The sequence below is a fragment of the bacterium genome (assembly GCA_041649255.1).
Classification (GTDB): domain Bacteria; phylum Hydrothermota; class UBA3073; order JACQXS01; family JAQTXJ01; genus JAQTXJ01.
Genome location: JBAZNK010000018.1, coordinates 37,365 through 57,546, shown reverse-complemented (window position 1 = coordinate 57,546; position 20,182 = coordinate 37,365). Strand labels below are relative to the sequence as shown.

Below are 20,182 nucleotides of genomic sequence, written 5' to 3'. Positions count from 1 at the left end.
TTTCTCCTTTATTTTTCCGGCATTAAAGCAGTTTCTTTTATAAAAATATTTGAAGCTTTTTCTACCGCAGGAATCGGTATCACAGGTACTGGCTCCGCCCTTAACTTCTTCATCCCTGTACCCGCAGGTATCAAGCTTCCCAATATTACGTTCTCTTTTATTCCTCTTAATCTATCCTTTTTACCACAGAATGCTGCCTCAGCTAATACTCTTGTCGTTTCCTGGAAAGATGCAGCAGATATAAATGACTCTACCGTCAATATCGCTTGCGTAACTCCTACAAGTATCGGTTCAAACGTAGCACCTTTTCCGCCAACGTTTACAAGCTTCTCGTTTTCTTCTTTTAATTTTATCTTGTCCACGATTTGACTTTCCACAAATGATGTATCACCGGGCTCTTTTATACGAATTCTTGATAACATCTGTCGAACTATTATCCCTATGTGCTTGTCCGAAATATCCACTCCCTGCAACCTATATACTTCCTGTATCTGGTTGACAAGAAATTCCTGGGTTTCCTGGACTCCCTTTATTGACAATATATCATGCGGATCTACAGGCCCCTCTGTAAGCTTGTCACCTGCTATTACTTCTTCACCATTGTAAACAAGTAAATGCTTGCCATACTGCACACGATATTTCCTCGATTCATGCGTCCCGTGTATTTCAACAATTCGATACCCGCGCTCAGGTGCCTTGAATTCTACTGTCCCGTCTATCTCCGTAACTATCGCCTTTTCCTTGGGATGCCTTGCTTCAAATAATTCCACAACCCTTGGTAATCCTCCGGTAATATCCCTTGTCTTTGAAGTGTCTCGCGGTATTTTTGCTAACAAATCTCCCGGATTTACCTTGCTACCTTCTGGAATAAGTATGTGCGCTTTCGCCGGCATAGGATATGATTTTAACACCTTTCCCTTTGCATCACATATTTCCAATGTCGGGTGAATCTTCCTGTGCATAACTACTACAGGATGCTTTCTCCCGGTTCTTTCATCATATTCCAATCTGTATGTTAAATTCTCTTTTAATTCGTGATATCTGACTTCTCCTTCTATCTCCGAAAGTATTACTATCGAATAAGGATCCCATTTGAATAAAACCGTATCCTTCGCTACCTTCCCACCATCATCCACAACAACTATCGCTCCATAAGGAACTTTGTATCTTAATCTGTTATTGTCAGCCGTAAGTATCATTTTGCCGTCTTTTTGTATAACTATGTTCTCTCCCGTTTTCTTTTTCGAGATTACTAAATTTTCAAATTTTATCTGACCGTCAAAAGAAGCAGTCATTTCATACTCTTCTATAATCCTTGTTGCAATACCCCCGATGTGGAATGTTCTCAACGTTAACTGCGTTCCCGGTTCTCCTATTGATTGAGCCGCAATAACTCCTACCGGCTCTCCTATCTCTACTAACCTGCCCGCAGATAAATCCCTGCCATAACATTTCCGACATATACCCGTCTTCGATTCACAGGAAAGAACCGACCTTATAGTCACTCTCTCTATTCCACACTCTTCTATCTCTTTTGCCTTTTCATCCGTAATTTCTGAACCTGCAAATACTATAATCTGTGAAGTTATCGGGTTAATCACATCTTCCAGAGCAGAACTTCCTTTTATTCTGTCCGCAAGAGATTCTATTGTCTTCTCTTCTTCTTTAATCGCTTTTACTTGTACTCCCATTATAGTTCCACAATCCTCTTCCGTTATTATAACATCCTGCGCAACGTCTACAAGCTTTCTCGTAAGATGCCCTGCTTGAGCTGTTTTTAACGCCGTATCCGATAATCCCTTTCGAGCTCCGTGTGTCGAAATAAAATATTCAAGCACGTTTAAACCCTCTTTAAAGTTCGAGTTAATCGGCGTTTCTATAATTTCTCCTACTTTCCCGCCTAATCTCGGTCTCGTCATCAATCCTCTGTTTCCAACTATCTGACGAACCTGATCCATATTTCCTCTTGCTCCCGAACTTGCCATCATATACAAAGGATTAAACCCATTCTTATCTTTTTTAAGCATACTTAAAGTCTCGTTTTCTATCTGTGTTGTTGCTTTCGTCCAGATATCTATAACCGTGTTGTATCTTTCGCTTTCTGTTATTTGCCCCTGCTTGTGAACGTCATTCACTCTCTCTACTTCGTGATACGCACCCTGCACTATCGTCGCTTTATGCGGAAGAGTTACCATGTCATCTATTCCTATCGTTAGCCCCGCCTTCGTCGCATATTTATAACCCATATCTTTAAGGTCATCTAATAATTTTACCGTTCTGGTATTACCTATTTTTTTATGAGTATCGCTTATTAACCTGCCGATACCCTTTCTATCCATAGTCTTATTCATAAACCCTAATTCCTCCGGAGTTATCTGATTTAAAATAACCCTTCCCGGAGTGGTGTCTATAAAGGATTTAATAACCTTATCTCCCTTCTTCTCTTCTATAAGATACTTTATCTTGGTATGGAAAGTAACAACGTTATAATTCAATGCAGCTTCTATCGCATTTATATCGTCAAATACCTTCCCTTCTCCTATTTCACCCGATTTTTCCTTGGTTAACCAGTATATCCCTATAACTGCGTCCTGTATAGGAACGGATAATGGTTTTCCATTGGAAGGAGATAAAATATTATTTGCCGAAAGTATTAATATCAAAGACTCCATCTGCGCCTCAACCGATAATGGCACATGAATGGACATCGTATCTCCGTCAAAGTCCGCATTAAATGGCTCACAAATTAATGGCGAAATACGAAGAGCCTTCCCTTCTACTAATTTTGGGAAAAAGGCCTGTACCGACAAACGATGCAAAGTCGGCGCACGATTCAATAATACAGGATGTTTCTGTATGATGCGTTCCAGAATCTCCCAAACTTCCTTCGCACCCTCTTCTAATAATCGCCTCGCTACTTTTACCGTTTGTGCATATCCCTCTTTTTCTAATTCTCTTATAATAAAAGGTTTGAAAAGCTCAACTGCCATCGCTTTGGGAACACCACATTCATAGAGCTTTAACTCGGGGTCAACCACAATAACAGACCTTCCTGAATAATCTACCCTTTTTCCTAATAAATTTTTACGGAATCGCCCCTGCTTCCCTCTTAACGCATCAGATAACGATTTAAGCGGCCTGTCCCCTTTCCCTTTTACCGGAACCTGTCGTCGTAAATTGTCGAAAAGAGCGTCTACTGCCTCTTGCAAAAGCCTGCATTCGTTCTTTATTATAACTTCAGGAGCTTTTATGTTTCTTAAATTTTTTAAACGATTGTTTCTTGTAATTACCCTTCTATATAGGTCATTCAAATCCGCATTCGCATACCTGCCGCCTTCTAATCCAACAAGTGGCCTTAAATCCGCAGGTATAACGGGAATAACTTCTAAAACTCCCCATTCAGGTTTAATATGCGCTTCCCTTAAACCCTCTACAACACTCAAACGGGATAATAATTTCTTGCGCTTCTCTGCAGAAGTTTCTACCTTTATTAATGTTCTTAATTCAGTAGATAATTCCTCCATGTCAAGCTCTTTTAATAAATTATAAATCGTATCCCCACCCATCCCTACGGTGAATTCTCTTTTATCCTGTTTCGAATCTTCTTTTTTACCTTCCTCTCCCATCTTTTGAAGACTCATTCTTACATCCTGATAATCTTTCTCCGATATAATGGATCCCTTCTTATAATCCGTATTACCTGGGTCTATTACTATATACGATTCATAATAAATTATTCGCTCAAGCTCATTCACTGATAAATCCAATAATAATCCGATTTTCGATGGCGGAACTTTGTAATACCATATATGCACAACTTTGGCCGCAAGATTTACATGCCCCATCCTGTCTCGCCTCATCTTCGATGGACCAACTTCTACCTTACAGTGCTCGCATAATATCCCACGATACCTTATCCCTTTATACTTTCCACAACTACACTCGTAATCATGCACCGGCCCAAATATTCGTTCACAAAACAACCCATCCGGTTCAGGCTTCTGAGTCCTATAGTTTATAGTCTCAGCTTTGGTCACTTCACCTCTTGACCAGTTGCGAATAGTATCGGGAGAAGCTAATTTTATTTGTATTGTATTAAAATCCATCTTTTTATCTCCTTTAGAAGCCTCTTAGTCCGCTTCGGGCGAACTTAGAGCTTCTTATCCCGCTCCGCGGGGTTACGAGCTCTTAGCTTGCTCAGGGCTCGTTATCCAGCATCGCTGGATTACAAACCCCACTAACTCGCTTAAAACCCGTCATCTCAGCTCCGCTGGGTTAGAAGTTCTCTAAAACTCCTTCCCCAAACAGAGTTTATTCTTTCAAAAATAAAGTTTCAAGACAAAGACTGTTTAATTCTTTTACCAATACATTAAATGAAGCCGGAATTCTTGGCTCTGGCATCTTGTGCCCCTTTATGATTGACTCGTATAATTCTCGTCTGCCGGGAACGTCGTCGGCTTTTATTGTTAACATTTCCTGTAACGTATATGCCGCACCGTATGCCTCAAGAGCCCATACTTCCATTTCTCCAAATCGCTGGCCTCCAAAATACGCCTTTCCACCTAATGGTTGCTGCGTTATTAACGTATATGAACCGGTCGAACGTGCGTGTATCTTATCTTCTACCATGTGATTCAACTTTATCATATACATATATCCTACTGTTACTTTCTCTTTAAATGGCTCTCCCGTTCTTCCATCTATTAATAATGCTTTCCCATCCCCTTCTAATCCCGCGCTTTTTAATTCTCTTACGATGTCTTCTATCGAAGCGCCGTTGAATCCGGGAGTTACTGCTTCATACCCTAACGTCTTCGCCGCAAGACCTAATGTAGCTTCCAATATCTGCCCGACATTCATTCTGGATGGAACGCTTAAAGGATTCAAAACTATGTCTATAGGAGTTCCGTCCTCAAGATGCGGCATGTCCTCTCTTGCAACTATTCTCGCAACTATTCCTTTGTTCCCATGCCTTCCCGAAAGCTTATCCCCTATCATCGCATTCCTTCTCTGCGCTATATATACTTTAACCTTTTTTAATACACCATGCGGTAATTCATCCCCGCGCGATATCCTTTCTATCTCCGTCTCTTCTTGCTTTTTTAACTCGCGAAGACGCTTCGTCTTTACTTTCGCATCTATGTTTAATCCTTTTACATATTTGGATAATCTTTCTATTCTGTTTTTTATCTCTTCCGCTCGTCGTTCTATTTCTTTCTTGTATAATCCGTCTTCCCCTTTTCTTGACAATATCTGTACGTCTATGATCTTCCCGTACCCTCCCGGCGGAACTCTTAGAGAAGTGTCCTTTACATCCCTTGCTTTTTCTCCAAATATTGCCTGCAATAATCTCTCTTCAGGCGTAAATTCTCGTTCCCCTTTCGGTGATACTTTCCCTACAAGAATATCGTCATAATCTACTTCTGCCCCTACTTTTATTATTCCAAATTCATCCAGATATGCTAAAGCTTCTTCAGGAACACTCGGTATGTCTGATGTGATTTCTTCCGGCCCTAATAACGTATCCCTGACTTCACATTCAAATTCCTGTATGCTTACCGATGTAAACTTGTCTTCCCGTAATAAGTTCTCGGAAATCGCCATAGCATCATTAAAATTGTTCCCTAACCACGGCATGAATGCTACAAAAATATTACAACCAAGAGCTAATTTTCCGTCTTTAGTTGCGCATCCGTCCGATAATATATCGCCTTTCTTTACACTCATCCCTGGTTTTACAGAAATATTCTGATTTATACACGTATCCTGGTTTGTCCTGTAAAATTTTACCAATCTGTAATAATCAAAATCATCCCCTTTGTCCCTCTTTACTATTATCTCATCCGCATCGGCCCTTACTACCTTGCCGTTGTTCCTCGCTATCGTTACACTTCCCGAGTCACGAGCTACATAACTTTCCATATCCGTCCCGACTAAAGGAACTTCAGGGAATAAAAGAGGTACCGCCTGCCTTTGCATGTTTGATCCCATCAACGCCCTGTTCGCATCGTCATGCTCAAGAAACGGTATTAATGCTGTGCTTACCGAAATGAATTCCTGAGGTGAAACATCTATGAAATCTATCTCTTCCCGCTTAACTATCGGATAATCTACACCTCTTCTTACTAAAATTAATGGCTCTTTAAATTTTCCGTCTTTGTCAACGGGAACATTCGCATGCGCTATATAATATTTGTCCTCATCGTCTGACGACAAATATATTATTTCATCCGTTATTACTCCCTTCTTCACTTTGTAATACGGCGCTTCCATTTCCCCGTCTACGTTTATTCTCGCAAATATCGCAAGCGAAGTTATGATTCCTATGTTCTGACCTTCCGGCGTCTCTATCGGACATATCCTACCATAATGCGAATGATGTACGTCCCTTACTTCCAGACCCGCAGTTTCCCTCGTTAACCCGCCTGGCCCTAACCTTGAAATCCTACGCTTGTGCGTTAATTCTGCAAGCGGATTCGTTTGTTCCACATACTGCGATAACTGCGATGTTCCAAAAAATTTCTGTAATACTCGCTCTATAATCGTCGGATCCATTACCCCTGATGGCGTTACCTTCTCCTTCTCTTCTAATAACATCCTTTCTTTCATTACCCACGTAAGCCTCGATAACGCTATCTTAAACTGGTCTTCAAGCAACTCGCCTGCGCGGCAAAGCTGTTTGTTCCCCAAATGGTCAAGGTCATCCTCTTTCTCGTTTCCTTCAGAAAATGCCATTAACCCGCGAATAACATTGATGAAATCATCCGGCGTTAAACTTAACTCCTTACCGGTAGTGCCAAACCTCTCATTCAATTTCCTACGCCCTACTTTCGCTAAATTAAATCTCGTTGCGCTAAAATATAATTCCTTGAAAAACTTCTCCGCTAATTTTACGTCCGATATCTTTACACCCCTTAATAATAAATATATTTTCAATAATGCCGTATCCCTGTCAGGCACTTTGTCCTTGTTCCACGTCGCTTCTATAAATGGAACCTCTTTCGAACCCTTCTTAAATAACTTCAACTGCTCTTCAAGTGTCGCATAACCAAGCACCTTCAAAAGTGTCGTAACAAGTAATTTATGCCCCTTGTCAAGATTTATCCATAATATGTCGTTTACATCAGTGTAATACCTTATCCACGGGCCTCTGTATGGTATTATTTCTCCCATAAAAAGACGTTTCCCGGAAGCATGTAATTCTTCCGAAAAATACGCGCCCGGGGCTCTTCTTAACTGGTTTACTACTACTCTCTCTACCCCGTTTATTATAAATGTCCCTCTCTCGGTGATTGCAGGAAGCTGCCCGAGATATACGTTCTGCTCTATGGCCTCTCTTAAGTCTCCTTCGGGTTCTCTTGCATAAAGTTTAAACTTCGCATGCAATGGACAACTAAATGTCCTCCCCTCTCTTATAGCCTCGCCATCCTTACATACATTCGACCCTATGTCATACGAAACAAACTCTACCCTGTACCTTTGATGCGTATCCTCTATGGGAAATATCGCCATAAAAGCTGCCTGTAATCCCTTTTCTTCTCTATTACTTATGTCCGTACCGGGTTGCAAAAACTCATTGTACGAATCTATTTGTAATTGAATTAGATTCGCTTGTAACGCTAACTGCTTTACCTTGGTAAACCTTTTTATCATGTGGGTCTACCTCCTTCTATTTATTTCGTTTGTTTACAAGCCCTCATTTTTATCATAGAGCTTGTTATCCAGACTCTGCTGGGCATTCCCTGCCTGCCTGCCTGCCGTAGACATGGCGAAAGCGGGAATCCATCTTATCTGTAATATTGTTATTATTTTATTCATTCTGGTTTTCCCGCAAAAAACGGGAATCCAATATTTTAATGTTAGAAAGCGCCTACTTGACGATAGACGAGTATGGAAAAATAATAAAAATCTTTCGAAGAGTTTTGATATGAAAGACAATTGGGAATATATTCAAACCTACTTAGCCCGATAATACCCCCTTACTTATCTTATTATAAGAGTTAGTTTTTAAACAGAAAGGTTATTATCCTATATAAATAAAATTTGCTTGTCAACCTTTTTTTACACTTTTTTATACTTTTTTTCCTTATTATTTTTTAACTACCATATATTGTTGTCTTCTTCAAATTTATCCCAATTTATTGTATGTTTGTATTCGTAGGAGCGAACAGCGTTCGCCCGTTTTGTTTACAAGTTGGGTCAGTTTCCGCCTCAAGCGGATTACCCCGCATTTTGAGGGACACGAGAATTCTATTCGTGTTAATTCGCGTTAATTTGTGGATAAAATTATTTTTGTTTTAACTTTCAGTCTTCATGTATAATCCTGTTAATCCTGTCAGAATTTTATGTGTGTTTCTTTTTTTGTACATTAATGTTGGAGTTTACCCCGCATGTGTATTGTGCGGGGGGGCAAATCTTTGTTTCTTTTCCACTCTCCGACAAAAAGATTGACAAAAATACTCTTTCAGAATCAGAATATTAAGTTCCGTATCGACATTAGTTTGTAGGCACAACTTGCCTGACGGCAGTCAGGATTTCAAATGGAACATCTGGGACATCCCGCTCAGGCGGCGACCGTTTTTGGCGGTGATTGTGCTCTTCGAACGTTAGCTTCGTAGTGCTCTTTGAACTTCGTAGTTTGTAGGCACAATTTCAAATTGTGCTCTTTGAACGTTAGCTTCGTAGGAGCATGAAATGTGGGAAGCATCTCCCGATGCTGATTTTTCCGTAGGAGCAACTGCCCCGCCTTTTCCTGTTATTGTATTTTCTATTCGTAGAGGCGAACGTCGAAGATCCCGCCATGGCGGTGGGCTGTTCGCCCTTTTTGTTTCTTCTCTATCTGTCTTATTTTCCTCTTTTTTCTACCCCACTTTAGTGGAGGGTTTTCGGGCTTTAGCCCTCTCTTTTCTACCCCACTTTCCTGCCTGTGGGTAGGTGGGGTGACGTCACCCCACCTTTCTTGCTGTCCCTATTTTTTTGTTGGATAGGCAGGAGCCTCTGCTCCTAATGTATTTTAACTTCGTAGGGTCTCCTGCCCGCCACTCTATTTGGCATTTGGTTACAATTTTTATTCTGTTTTTTGTGTTAATCTCTTACAAGTCTCTTTCAATCACTGTTTAAATTTTTTGTTCTGTTTTCTGCGGCAATCCTTATCTGTTGATCCTATGTTTATATCTGTTTTTTCTTTCTGGTTTAACTCTGAGAATTCTGCCTTTGTATTTGCTGTCTTTTCTGTGTTTTTAATTAATCTTTTTGTTATCTGCGCAATTCTGCGTCCCAAAAATTTTCTGTTCTCTGTTTTTTCTCACTCTACTCCTACAATTAAAACTTGACAATTTCCTTACGTTTCCATATCATTGTCCGTTGTTTTTTATTAACCGTAATGGAACTAAATACTTTTTTATTTGCATATAACACGTGCCCCTTTTTTATATACTTTAATTTATGAATCCAACAATCCCAAAATTAAAAATCGGCAACTTTGAAGCCACAATCCCCATCATTCAAGGCGGAATGAGTATCGGAATTTCCCTCTCCGGACTTGCATCTGCAGTCGCAAACGAAGGCGGTATCGGAGTTATCGGAAGTGCCGGTATCGGTATGCTTGAACCGGATTTTGTCAAAAACGTTAGCGCCGCCAATAAAAGAGCGCTCCAAAACGAAATCCGAAACGCAAAAAAACTGACAAAAGGAATTATTGGCGTAAATATACTCGTGGCTCTTTCCGATTGTGATGAACTTGTACTTGCCGCAATAGATGAAAACGTGGATTTGATTTTCCTCGGCGCTGGACTTCCTCTAAAAAACCCAAAAAATATGCCTCCCGATAGATTGACAAAAGCCTTAGCTAAAATTATTCCTATAGTGTCTTCCGCAAGAAGCGCACATATTATATTTCAATACTGGGCAGAACATTACAAATCCGTTCCCAATGCCGTAGTAGTTGAAGGCCCACTCGCCGGCGGACACCTCGGCTTTAAAAGAGAAAATATCGACAACCCTACTTATGCTCTGGAACAGCTAGTCCCTGAAGTTGTTTCTGCAATAAAACCTTTTGAAAAACAATTCAATAAAAATATCCCGGTAGTAGCCGCTGGTGGTATTTATACGGGAACGGATATTTATAAAATTATGAAATTAGGCGCAGACGGAGTCCAGATGGCAACAAGATTCGTTGCAACTCACGAGTGTGATGCTTCTCTGGCGTTTAGACAAAAATATCTAAAATGTGAGAAAAAAGATATCGGCATAATTGATAGTCCTGTGGGACTGCCGGGAAGAGCAATAATAAATCAATTTTTAGAAAATGTTTCTAAAAAGATGAATAACCCTCTTGTATGCCCATGGAAATGTTTAAGAACTTGCAATTTTAGAAAAGCCCCCTACTGCATCGCTCTTGCGCTTACTAAAGCTAAACTCGGAAATAATAAAGAGGGTTTCTGTTTTGCAGGCGCAAATGCATACCGCGTAGATAAAATAATCTCCGTAAAAGAACTAATCGACAGCCTACTGGCAGAATATAAAAAAGCTTCCTCCCTCTCCCCCGCCTAGACCTTTCCTCCCCAACAGCAAAAACAAACAGGTAAAACCCAACCACAGAGAACACAGAGACGTCAGGATAATTTTATTCTTCTCGGTGCCCTCTTTCTTTTTTTCTGTTACTCTATGAACTATCTTTTTTGTTTATCCTGTTAATCCTGTCGTATTCTTATCTGTTCTTTTTTCTGTGCTATTCTGTGTCTATCTGTGGCTTTTGTTTTCGTCTTCTGTTTCTTTGTACTATCTATATTTTATATCTGTGTACTCTGTAGCTAAAATCCTTTCTGGTTTTGTGGTTCTGTGCCATTCCATCTCTATTCTGTGTTAATCTGTGTGCCAATATTTCTGTATTCTTTTTATCTGTCTTAATCTTTTTCCGTGTAATTCTGTGTTAATCTGTGTGCCAATATTTCTGTATTCTTTTTATCTGTCTTAATCTTTTTCCGTGTAATTCTGTGTTAATCTGTGTGCCAATATTTCTGTATTCTTTTTATCTGTCTTAATCTTTTTCCGTGTAATTCTGTGTTAATCTGTGGCTAATCTTTCTGTATTCTTTTTGATAATTAAAAATTCTTGACACTTCTCTAAAAATTAATATCATACCCAATTACTATGGGCAAGTGGCGGAACGGTATACGCAACGGACTTAAAATCCGTTGCCCGCAAGGGATTGAGGGTTCGAGTCCCTCCTTGCCCACTCTTAACTAAATAAGTCATAATATTCGGGAGGCACTAGATGGCTATCATTAAAGACCTTAAAAAAGGCACTTTCGTAAGAATTAATAACGAATACTACACTATAGTTGACTATGCCCACATTAAAATGGGCAGAGGCGGCGCTGTTCAACGTGTCAAAATGAAAAGTGTTAAAACCGGAGCCGTTACCGAAAATACCTACAACCCGGATGAAAATATTGAAATAGTAAAGGTTAATGAAAAACCTATGCAATATCTCTACAAAGAAAGCGGATTCTATTACTTTATGGACCCAACTACCTATGAACAAACTCCCCTTGCTGAAAATATCATAAAGGATATCCTAAAATACCTAAAAGAACAAATGACCATCCTCGTGCTAATGGCTGATGAAGAAATACTCGGCGTCAGATTACAAAATTCCTGCGAACTCAAAATAATAGAGACCGAACCTCCTTTGAAAAGCGCTCGTATATCCGGCGGTCTTAAACCGGCAAAATTGGAAACCGGCGCAATCGTTCAGGTCCCCCTATTCGTAGAGGCAGGCGAAGTAATAAAAATAGATACACGAACAGACGAATATATTTCAAGAGTCCAGTAAAAAAAGATTATCACATCTATATAAAAGTGAAACGTCTGTTTCCTGTCATAAACTAAAATGCTCTTATTCTTACTACTTACCCTACAAACCACCCCCCAACTCTCAACTCTTCCCGTTTATAATGAATTACAGTTTGACCCCGTTCTTGGATTATATTTCCCCGATAAAATCAAAGACTATTCATGGGTTTTCACGGAACCCGCAGCCGGATTTGTCGGAGGAGCAATAGGTTACGGAGTAGGATACTGGCTCGGATATGCTTCCACAAAAAATTCTTTCACCCCCAGCGGCGCAAAAACAATGGGCAGAAACGCAGGCGCAGTCGGAACTGTCCCCGGTGCCGCCTATGCTATATGGCTAATCGGAGGCGAACTCGTGGAAAAAGAACAAAGCTCTTTCTTATTTACTTTCTTAGGTGCGCTTGTCGGTGGAATAGCCGGATATGGCGCATTATTAAAAATCGCAGGTGAAGGAGAAGTAGACCATTATCCTTATGTTATGTGGACTAGCGCTATGCTCGGCGGATTAACGGCTTTTAAACTCGCCATTAAAAAAGATAAACAGTAAGGGGAGGTAGGCCCCTATAATAAAAAAGAGTATGCATGGAAAGAAAACAGGTAGATTGAATTGGCTGTGGACTTCCATTTATCCGGTACTTTGTCATTCTGAACGAAGTGATTACAGACTCTTGGGCGATAGCGCCATTAGAGACTGTTATCCAGAAGCATGGCGTAGGAAGAATCTATTTTTTTTATGTCTTCTCATATTTTACCATGTACTTTGTCATTCTGAACGAAGTGAAGAATCTATTTTTTATGTCTTCTCAAGACTAGAATAAACCTATGAACCAGGAAGAAAAAGATATTTTTGTATTTAGCCTGATTGGTCTTATACTTGCATCAATACCGGGATTATTGTATATAACAAACTGTATCGGGGAAGAACTTTTTGAGGTATTTAATTATATTGGAAAATGGATTTTCATTGGGGGGTTAGGAATAAATATACGTACACTTACCCTTAGTAATTGGTTGCAAAACAACTTAAAACGAAAAATAATCCTTAGTGTTTTATATTCCAATGCCCTTCTTGCTCTCTGGTATTTTAATGACTACTTGTACCTTACTCAATGTTCGAATTATACTAAGTATCACAGTATGAAATCATTTTTTATAGTTTATTTATGTGCCTCTATAGCAATTTCCACAACTGATATCATATCCATAATCAAAAAACACAAAAAACTTAACAACCCTCTTAAAAAATGAATCAAAGAGAAAAAGACATTTTTGTAATTACTTTAATTGCCTTTGCAATATCCTTAACCCCCGGAATATTCTATATGACAAGCTCTCTTGGAAAAGAAGCTTTTTTTGTATTAACTTATATAGGAGATTTTATTATAGGAATAGGCTTAGGAGAAAACATACGCATACTTACTCGTAGTAATTGGTTGCAAAACAACTTAAAACTAAAAATAATTCTCACCGTTTTATATTCTAACGCCCTTCTTCTTTTATCATACACTTATTTTTATTTGTATTTCACTTCACGTGGAAACTATATCAAATATCATAATGTATTCTTTATATCTGCATTCTGTATATCTATATTAGCTTCCTCAACAATTATCATATACCTACTCAAAAAACACAAAAAACTCAACTCCCACCCCGCTTAAAAATATTTTTTTCTATCTGTCCTATATGACTTATATGTCCTATATGTCCCATTCCCTGTTTTTCTGTGTTTTATTACTCTAGTTCAGAGTCCTTTGCTAGATCTGTTTTAATTTTGTGCTCTGTTTTTTGTGCTTTAGTGTTTTAGTGGCAATATTTTTTACAGTTAATATTCTTCCCCCTAAACTCAAAAAACTTGACATCAGGCGTTTACTTTATTAAACTCTCCACTAATAATTATACAATAACAAAGAAAATAATCTTAATGAAATAAATTAAATTATGTGTTCTGTCTTAAGTCTCTTAAATTCTCATCCAATCCCTGTTAAAAACAAATCTGTTCTGTCTCTTTCTGTTCTTCTCTCTGCTCTTCTCTCTGTGCTCTCTACTTTTTACTCTCAATCCTCAGACTTTCCGTTCTCTGTTTCTGTTTTTATTTTCTCTCTGTGTTCTCTGTGGTTAATCTTTCTGTTCTCTGTTAATTTGTATATTTAATTTTTGATATTTAATATTTTAGACGGCCCTTAGAGCTTTAGCTCTTAGGGAATTCTATCCAGCTCAGCTGGAGATTTGATAAAAGGAGGCTTTATGCGTATCAAAAAATCTGTATTCGCACTTCTCACCCTCTTTGCTTTGTCGGGCTCGCTTCACGCCTTTGACCTTAATGATAAAGTAAAAGAGTTCACTCTCGATAACGGGTGGCGCGTTATATATATGCAACGTCCCTATTCACCCACAATCGCAATCAGACTGTTATTCCTTTCCGGTAGCACCGACGAACCTGCAAATAAAACAGGTCTCGCTCACCTTATAGAACATATGATGTTCAAAGGTACCAAAACTTTCGGCACTAAAGATTACAACAAAGAACTCCCTCTCCTCCTTAAACAAGATAGTTTGTATGCTAAATTAAAAAAAGAATCTAAAAAATCAAAACCCGATTCTCTGAAATTAACAAAACTTCAACAGGAACTTGACTCTGCCTGCGCTCTCGCAAGAGAATATATAAAACAAAGAGAAATATCCGAAATCTATGAAAAAGCCGGTGCCGTTGGTTTAAACGCCGCAACCAGTAAAGATTATACTATGTACGTTCTGCAAATACCCTCCAACAAACTCGAACTCTGGGCAAGGGTGACCGCCGATATAATCGAAAATACCGTTTTTAGAGGATTCTACGAAGAAAAAAACGTGGTAATACAGGAAGTAAAAATGCACAAAGATGAACCCTCAAGCCTGATGAATGACGAATTATTCAAAACTGCTTTTAAAGTCCATCCTTACGGGAAACTCATAGCAGGCCAGGTAGAAACCGTCTCCGACATAAATAAAGATGACTTAACGGCTTTTTGCAAATCCTATTATATCCCTTCTAACGGAATTATCGGCATAGTCGGAGATGTAAGCTTCGATGAAGCAAAAACTATCATAACTAAATACTTCTCCCACTTCCCAAAGAAAAAACTCCCCCCTCCAACATGGAAACCCGAACCTGTACAGACTTCCGAAAGAAGAGTAACTCTGGAACTCCCGGCTGAACCCCAAATACTAATCGGTTACCATACTCCCACTTATTCCGATTCCAACCCCGATGCCTATATCCTGGATGTCTTGTCTTCCGTTCTCTCAAGAGGAAGAACTTCCCGCCTTCATAAACAATTTGTAGAAACGAATATCGCCGCCTCCGCATACACGTACACAGGCGCACCCGGCAAAAGATACCCGAATCTCTTTGTTTTCAAAGGCGCTCCCGCAGCTTCCCATACAATTGCAGAAATAGAAAATCTCTTCTATAAAGAAATTGACAAAATGAAAACCGAACCCGTAACCGATTGGGAACTTAATCGAATAAAAAATGACGTCAAAGCGCAGTTCCTGAGCATAATGTCCAGTAACCAGTCGTTGGTTTCTCAACTTCTATACTACGAAGGTTTCTGGGGCGGTTGGGAAAAACTTAATGATTATACGAAAATTATTGATAAAGTTACCGCTCAGGATATCATTAACGTGGCAAATAAATATTTCACAAAAGAAAATAGAACCGTTATCACTTCCGTGAAAAAAGAATCGGGCAAATCAATACTCGATTCCTCCATTGAATACTACGAAAAGAAAACAGGTAAAAAAATAGACGATGATACGCTTGGCAAATTAAATATGCTCATAGATAATCTAAACCAAACTGAAAAAGCTGGCGGTCAAAAGGTGCCCGATGAACAAAAACTTAAAATTATTCGCCAGGTGCTGGATAGAGTCACCGGTGGGGAGGGAAAATGAAATACCTAAAAATAGCTCTCATACTATTTTTCGCAGCCGGCTTGTCCGCCGAAACATTCCAATACCCGGATATCGCCGGACTTACTTATAAACCGATTAACTGGACTCCTCAAAAACCCATCAGACGCCAGCTCGATAACGGTATCGTCGTATACCTGCTGGAAGACCACGAATTGCCTTTCATCGATGCAGGTATGTATATTAAAGCAGGTGCCCTCTACGACACTAAAGATAAAGTAGGACTCGCTGCCTTAACGGCACAAACACTCAGAGCAGGCGGAACTAAAAATATCTCTCCCGATGAAATAAATAATAAATTGGAATATGATGCTTCGGAAATCGAATTTAATACTTCCGGCTCTTATGTTCATTGCTCTTTTGCTGCTCTGAAAGAAAATTTCGATGCCACCCTAAACCTGCTCGTAGATATCCTTATGAATCCTGCTTTCCAGGAAGATAAATTCAAAGCAGAAGTTACTTCTGTGCAGGAAGGTATAAGAAGAAGAAACGATTCGCCCGTCGATGCAGGGCTCACAAACTTTACAAAAAAACTCCGTAAAGGACACCCCACAGGATGGTTCACTACACTGGAAACTGTAAATAATATTTCCCGTAAAGACGTAATCGCTTTTCATAAAAAATATTATGTCCCCGATGGCGCAATAATCGCTATAGCCGGTGACTTCAACGCAGACTCAATCGTTAACGAATTAAACGTTGCCTTTAAAGAATGGAAAAAAACTAATGTCAAACTTCCGGTTATTCCTGATATACCTCTTAAATACGAAAGAAAAGTCTATTACGTTGAAAAAGATGTATCCCAGAGTACCATAATAATGGGTCATTTAGGTATCTTAAAAAAAGACCCCAACTTATACCCTCTCGAAATAGGAAACTATATACTCGGAGGTAGTATGAGTAGCTGGCTTCACAGGGCAGTAAGAGATAATGCAGGACTGGCTTACCTTATAAATAGCTACTTTACGCCGGGACAGTTATATAGAGGAAATATCGGAGCATTCTCCCAGACCGATGCGAAAAATACCGTAAAAACAGTAGAGATTATTCTTAGTGAAATAGATAGAATTACCAAAACGGAAGTAGATAGCATTGAATTCGCCAAAACTAAAGACGCTATCAAAAATAGGTTCATATTCAAATTCGAGTCTCCTTTTGATATAGTAATGAACCAGGCTTCTCTCGAATTCTTTAATATGCCTCTGGATTTCTATGACAAATATCTCGGGAATATAGATAAAGTTACAAGAACTTCTATGCTTGATGCTCTAAAACAAAACCTATTCGCAGATAAAATGGAAATTCTCGTCGTGGGAAATGCTAAATACTTTGACAAATCCCTCTCCACTCTCGGCACCGTAGAAAAAATTAAACTCGAAAAATAATTTCGACATATATCTGTCTTCGTAGGGGCGAAGTGCTGCTTCGCCCCTTTTTTGTTTGTTTATTGGGTAGGTAGGAGCCTCTGTTCCTACTGTATTTTCTCTTCGTAGGGACTTGATTCCTGACTTCCGTTAGGCCTTTTCTGTCTTTGTTGTCTCTTTTTCGTGTCCTTCTATATTTCGTACTTTCGTGGTAATCTTTTCTGTTGTCTGTTTTTCGTTCTCTGTGTCCGGAGTTTATCCCGCCGTGTCGAAGATGGAACATCCCGCCCTGGCGGTGATCGGGGTGGCTAATAATTTCGTCTGTTTCTGTTCTTATCTTGTGTAAATCTGTGATTACTTGGAGTTTGTTCTGCATGAACATTACTCCAAGTTATCCTGCTCAGCTGGAAATCTCGTGGTTACTATTTTGTGGTCTTTTTTCGTGATTTCGTGCTTTCGTGGCGAGTTCTTTCTTTTTCAATCTCTTCTATTCTCTTCCAATCCCTTTTTTAATTTTTCTATTTTTTTGTAATTTTATGGTTGTTATTTTGTTTTTCTGTGCCATTCTGTGTCTATCTGTGGCTAAAATATTTTCCGTTTTTTGTGGTTTTTTCTTCGTGTTTTCGTGCTGGAGTTTACCCTGAACTTGTCGAAGGGTGGCAGGTTTTTTATTCTACTATCTTCAATTCCGCAATCCAAAATCCAAATTCCGAAATCTAAAATTCCTACTCTGTTTTCTGTTCTTCTTCAATTCCGCAATCCGAAATCCAAATTCTAAAATTTCTATCCTTTCCTCTCCACTACCGCCAAGCTCTCCAGATGCCCCGTATGCGGGAACATATCGTACGGGAAAATCTCTTTCGTAATATAATTATTCTCTTCAAAATAATTCAAATCCCTCGTAAACGTAGCCGGCTGACAGGAAAGATACAAAATCCTTGATGGCTTCAATTCCACTATCCGCTCAACCACTTTCTGCGCTATCCCGCCACGCGGCGGATCTAAAATCACTGTACTTACTTCATCCTTGTAATCAAGTAAAACCTTCTTCACGTCTCCCTGCATAAAAGACACATTCTTTATGTTATTCAATCCCGCATTCCCGTCCGCCCATTTTATACATTCCTGCAAAAGCTCTATCCCGACAACGGATTTCGCCTTTTTCGCAACGTAAATCGCTATGCTCCCTATCCCCGAATACAAATCAAGCACGCTGTCTTCAGGTTTAATATAAGAAAGAAGTTTATCGTATATTTGTTCCGTTGTTTTTATGTTCGTTTGTATGAAAGAAAATACGCCAAACCTGTATTTGCTCGACCCGATTTGCTCTTCAAGGTAATCAATGCCTATCATTAATTCCGTTTTTTCCACTTTTATCGCGTCGCCTATGCTCGAAGCAAGCGTCCACAAAACACCTTTAATAAAGTTAAATTTTTCCGTCAATTTTTTTGCTAATTCATAAACCACTTGAGCATCCTCATATCTTGTTACGATATTCAACAACATACTATTATTAATCCCTTTACGAACTACGATATATCTCCAGAACCCTCTATGCGTAAACGAATCATACATAGGAAGTCCCGTCTTTTTTGCATACTCGCGGATGAACTCCAGTATCTCGGAAACATACGGAGAAAATATTTTGCATTCTTTAATGTCCACTATCTTGCTGAACGAACCCGCTTTATGCAGACCTAAATTCAACTCTCCCCTGATATCTACTCCAAAAGAAAACTCCATTTTATTTCTGTAATTCCATATATCCGGGGATGCAACAATCGGATGCACGACAGGTTCTGACTTTAATGTCTTATGAATGTTATCTTTTACCCATTTTTCTTTATATTTCAACTGTGACGCGTAATCACAGTTTTGCATTATACACCCGCCGCACATTCCAAAATGCGAACATTCGGGTTTTATCCTGTTCGGGGAGGGTTCAACAAGAACGTCCATAAACCCTTCCGCGTAAGATTTCTTATTCTTTATAATTCTGATTTCGCCTTTGTCCCCCGGTATCATATTCGGTACGAATATTACAAGCTTATCTTTTTTAACTACTCCGCTTCCTTCCGGGAATGCTATGTCTTCTGCCGTTAACAGGGAAGTGTTAGCAAGCCTGTTCACGGTCTCAACGGTTTTATCTATCGGCAGACCAACAATATTATTATAATCCCCTTTGTAAGATTCTACAATGTTTGGCTCTTCCTGTATCCCGTAAGCCCCGGCTTTATCCTGCCATGAAGCCGTTTTTATGTACTCATCCAGTTCGGAATCACTCAACATTTTTATTTTCACTATACTCTTAAACACAAAGTTCCGCACAATCACCGCCTGAGCGGGATGTTCCATATTCCCTTGAGTCTTTACGACAAAAACTCCCGTGTAAACCAAATGTTCTTTCCCGCGAAGCGTTTTCAACATATCCCGAGCTTCTTCTTCGTTTTTCGGTTTCCCGAATATCTTGTTATCTAAGGTAACTATGGTATCCGCAGAAACCACAATGCTGTCGTCTACTTTCTTGACGACGCTCATAGCTTTTTTCTCCGCAACCGTCAGGACATAATCTTCCGGCAGCATATTAGTTATGTTTTCGTCAACTTCAGGACTCATAACTTCTATTGTCGGGAATACTGCCTTCATCATTTCTATCCGTCTCGGGGAACTGCTCGCGAGAATCAACCTAACCGCAGGTAGAAAAGTTCTGTTTTTTAACATTGTATTTTATTATCCTAATGCCAATTCCACAAAAGTCAATGTTATTCGTTATCCCTTTTTTCTTCTTTTGGGATTGTCTGCCTTTTGTTTGTCATTCTGAACGAAGTGAAGAATCTCATTTTTTACTTTTCTTCTTTTGGAATTGCCTGTTTGTAGGGACACGATTTATCGTGTCCACATAGGGTAGAGTAGTCCGCCTGAGGCGGATTTAATGCCCTACTCTACTTTTTTACTTTCGTATATGAAAATGATATAATATCTGTCCGTAGGGAACGGGCATGCCCGTT

Annotated in this window: 11 protein-coding genes and 1 tRNA gene; 8 read left to right on the top strand and 4 right to left on the bottom strand. The window is 39.4% G+C overall.

All coding sequences use genetic code 11. From position 1 onward, the window contains the following. Window positions 1-8: 8 nt before the first annotated feature. The 3 genes from rpoC to WC614_11635 form a co-directional block, all read right to left on the bottom strand. The gene (rpoC, locus tag WC614_11645) at window positions 9-4,106 is read right to left on the bottom strand and encodes a DNA-directed RNA polymerase subunit beta' (GenBank protein MFA5033657.1); all 4,098 of its coding nucleotides are present in this window, start codon (window positions 4,104-4,106) and stop codon (window positions 9-11) included. 205 nt (window positions 4,107-4,311) lie between these two features. Continuing rightward, complete coding sequence (gene rpoB / locus WC614_11640) at window positions 4,312-7,653, bottom strand: DNA-directed RNA polymerase subunit beta (protein MFA5033656.1); 3,342 nt, start codon at window positions 7,651-7,653, stop codon at window positions 4,312-4,314. 33 nt (window positions 7,654-7,686) lie between these two features. Continuing rightward, window positions 7,687-7,818, bottom strand: a complete 132-nt coding sequence (locus WC614_11635) for a hypothetical protein (protein ID MFA5033655.1) — start codon at window positions 7,816-7,818, stop codon at window positions 7,687-7,689. 1,626 nt (window positions 7,819-9,444) lie between these two features. Here WC614_11635 and WC614_11630 point away from each other — a divergent pair. From WC614_11630 to WC614_11595, 8 genes are all read left to right on the top strand, one after another. Then, window positions 9,445-10,551, top strand: coding sequence for a nitronate monooxygenase (locus tag WC614_11630; protein ID MFA5033654.1), 1,107 nt, complete (start codon window positions 9,445-9,447; stop codon window positions 10,549-10,551). A gap of 602 nt (window positions 10,552-11,153) precedes the next feature. Next, window positions 11,154-11,236 (top strand) — tRNA-Leu (locus WC614_11625). Window positions 11,237-11,275: 39 nt separating this feature from the next. After that, window positions 11,276-11,836, top strand: coding sequence for an elongation factor P (efp, locus tag WC614_11620; protein ID MFA5033653.1), 561 nt, complete (start codon window positions 11,276-11,278; stop codon window positions 11,834-11,836). 57 nt (window positions 11,837-11,893) lie between these two features. Next, complete coding sequence (locus tag WC614_11615) at window positions 11,894-12,403, top strand: hypothetical protein (GenBank protein ID MFA5033652.1); 510 nt, start codon at window positions 11,894-11,896, stop codon at window positions 12,401-12,403. Window positions 12,404-12,678: 275 nt separating this feature from the next. Next, a complete protein-coding gene (locus tag WC614_11610; GenBank protein ID MFA5033651.1) occupies window positions 12,679-13,104 on the top strand; it encodes a hypothetical protein in 426 nt (141 codons plus the stop codon). Continuing rightward, a complete protein-coding gene (locus WC614_11605) occupies window positions 13,101-13,517 on the top strand; it encodes a hypothetical protein (protein MFA5033650.1) in 417 nt (138 codons plus the stop codon). Before WC614_11610 ends, WC614_11605 begins: the two co-directional genes overlap by 4 nt. A 586-nt stretch (window positions 13,518-14,103) precedes the next feature. Next, window positions 14,104-15,792, top strand: coding sequence for a pitrilysin family protein (locus tag WC614_11600; protein MFA5033649.1), 1,689 nt, complete (start codon window positions 14,104-14,106; stop codon window positions 15,790-15,792). Then, window positions 15,789-17,195 (top strand): pitrilysin family protein, encoded by a 1,407-nt coding sequence (locus WC614_11595; GenBank protein ID MFA5033648.1) that lies wholly within the window; start codon window positions 15,789-15,791, stop codon window positions 17,193-17,195. The genes WC614_11600 and WC614_11595 overlap by 4 nt, the downstream gene beginning before the upstream one ends. A gap of 762 nt (window positions 17,196-17,957) precedes the next feature. Here WC614_11595 and rlmD read toward each other — a convergent pair. Next, window positions 17,958-19,895 (bottom strand): 23S rRNA (uracil(1939)-C(5))-methyltransferase RlmD, encoded by a 1,938-nt coding sequence (gene rlmD, locus WC614_11590; GenBank protein ID MFA5033647.1) that lies wholly within the window; start codon window positions 19,893-19,895, stop codon window positions 17,958-17,960. Window positions 19,896-20,182: the final 287 nt, after the last annotated feature.

Bases quoted from the DNA above. Each gene is read 5' to 3' on its own strand.
- WC614_11615 (MFA5033652.1), top strand. From the start codon at position 11,894: ATGCTCTTATTCTTACTACTTACCCTACAAACCACCCCCCAACTCTCA.
- efp (MFA5033653.1), top strand. From the start codon at position 11,276: ATGGCTATCATTAAAGACCTTAAAAAAGGCACTTTCGTAAGAATTAAT.
- WC614_11630 (MFA5033654.1), top strand. From the start codon at position 9,445: ATGAATCCAACAATCCCAAAATTAAAAATCGGCAACTTTGAAGCCACA.
- WC614_11610 (MFA5033651.1), top strand. From the start codon at position 12,679: ATGAACCAGGAAGAAAAAGATATTTTTGTATTTAGCCTGATTGGTCTT.
- rlmD (MFA5033647.1), bottom strand. From the start codon at position 19,895: ATGTTAAAAAACAGAACTTTTCTACCTGCGGTTAGGTTGATTCTCGCG.
- rpoC (MFA5033657.1), bottom strand. From the start codon at position 4,106: ATGGATTTTAATACAATACAAATAAAATTAGCTTCTCCCGATACTATT.
- WC614_11635 (MFA5033655.1), bottom strand. From the start codon at position 7,818: ATGAATAAAATAATAACAATATTACAGATAAGATGGATTCCCGCTTTC.
- WC614_11605 (MFA5033650.1), top strand. From the start codon at position 13,101: ATGAATCAAAGAGAAAAAGACATTTTTGTAATTACTTTAATTGCCTTT.
- WC614_11600 (MFA5033649.1), top strand. From the start codon at position 14,104: ATGCGTATCAAAAAATCTGTATTCGCACTTCTCACCCTCTTTGCTTTG.
- WC614_11595 (MFA5033648.1), top strand. From the start codon at position 15,789: ATGAAATACCTAAAAATAGCTCTCATACTATTTTTCGCAGCCGGCTTG.
- rpoB (MFA5033656.1), bottom strand. From the start codon at position 7,653: ATGATAAAAAGGTTTACCAAGGTAAAGCAGTTAGCGTTACAAGCGAAT.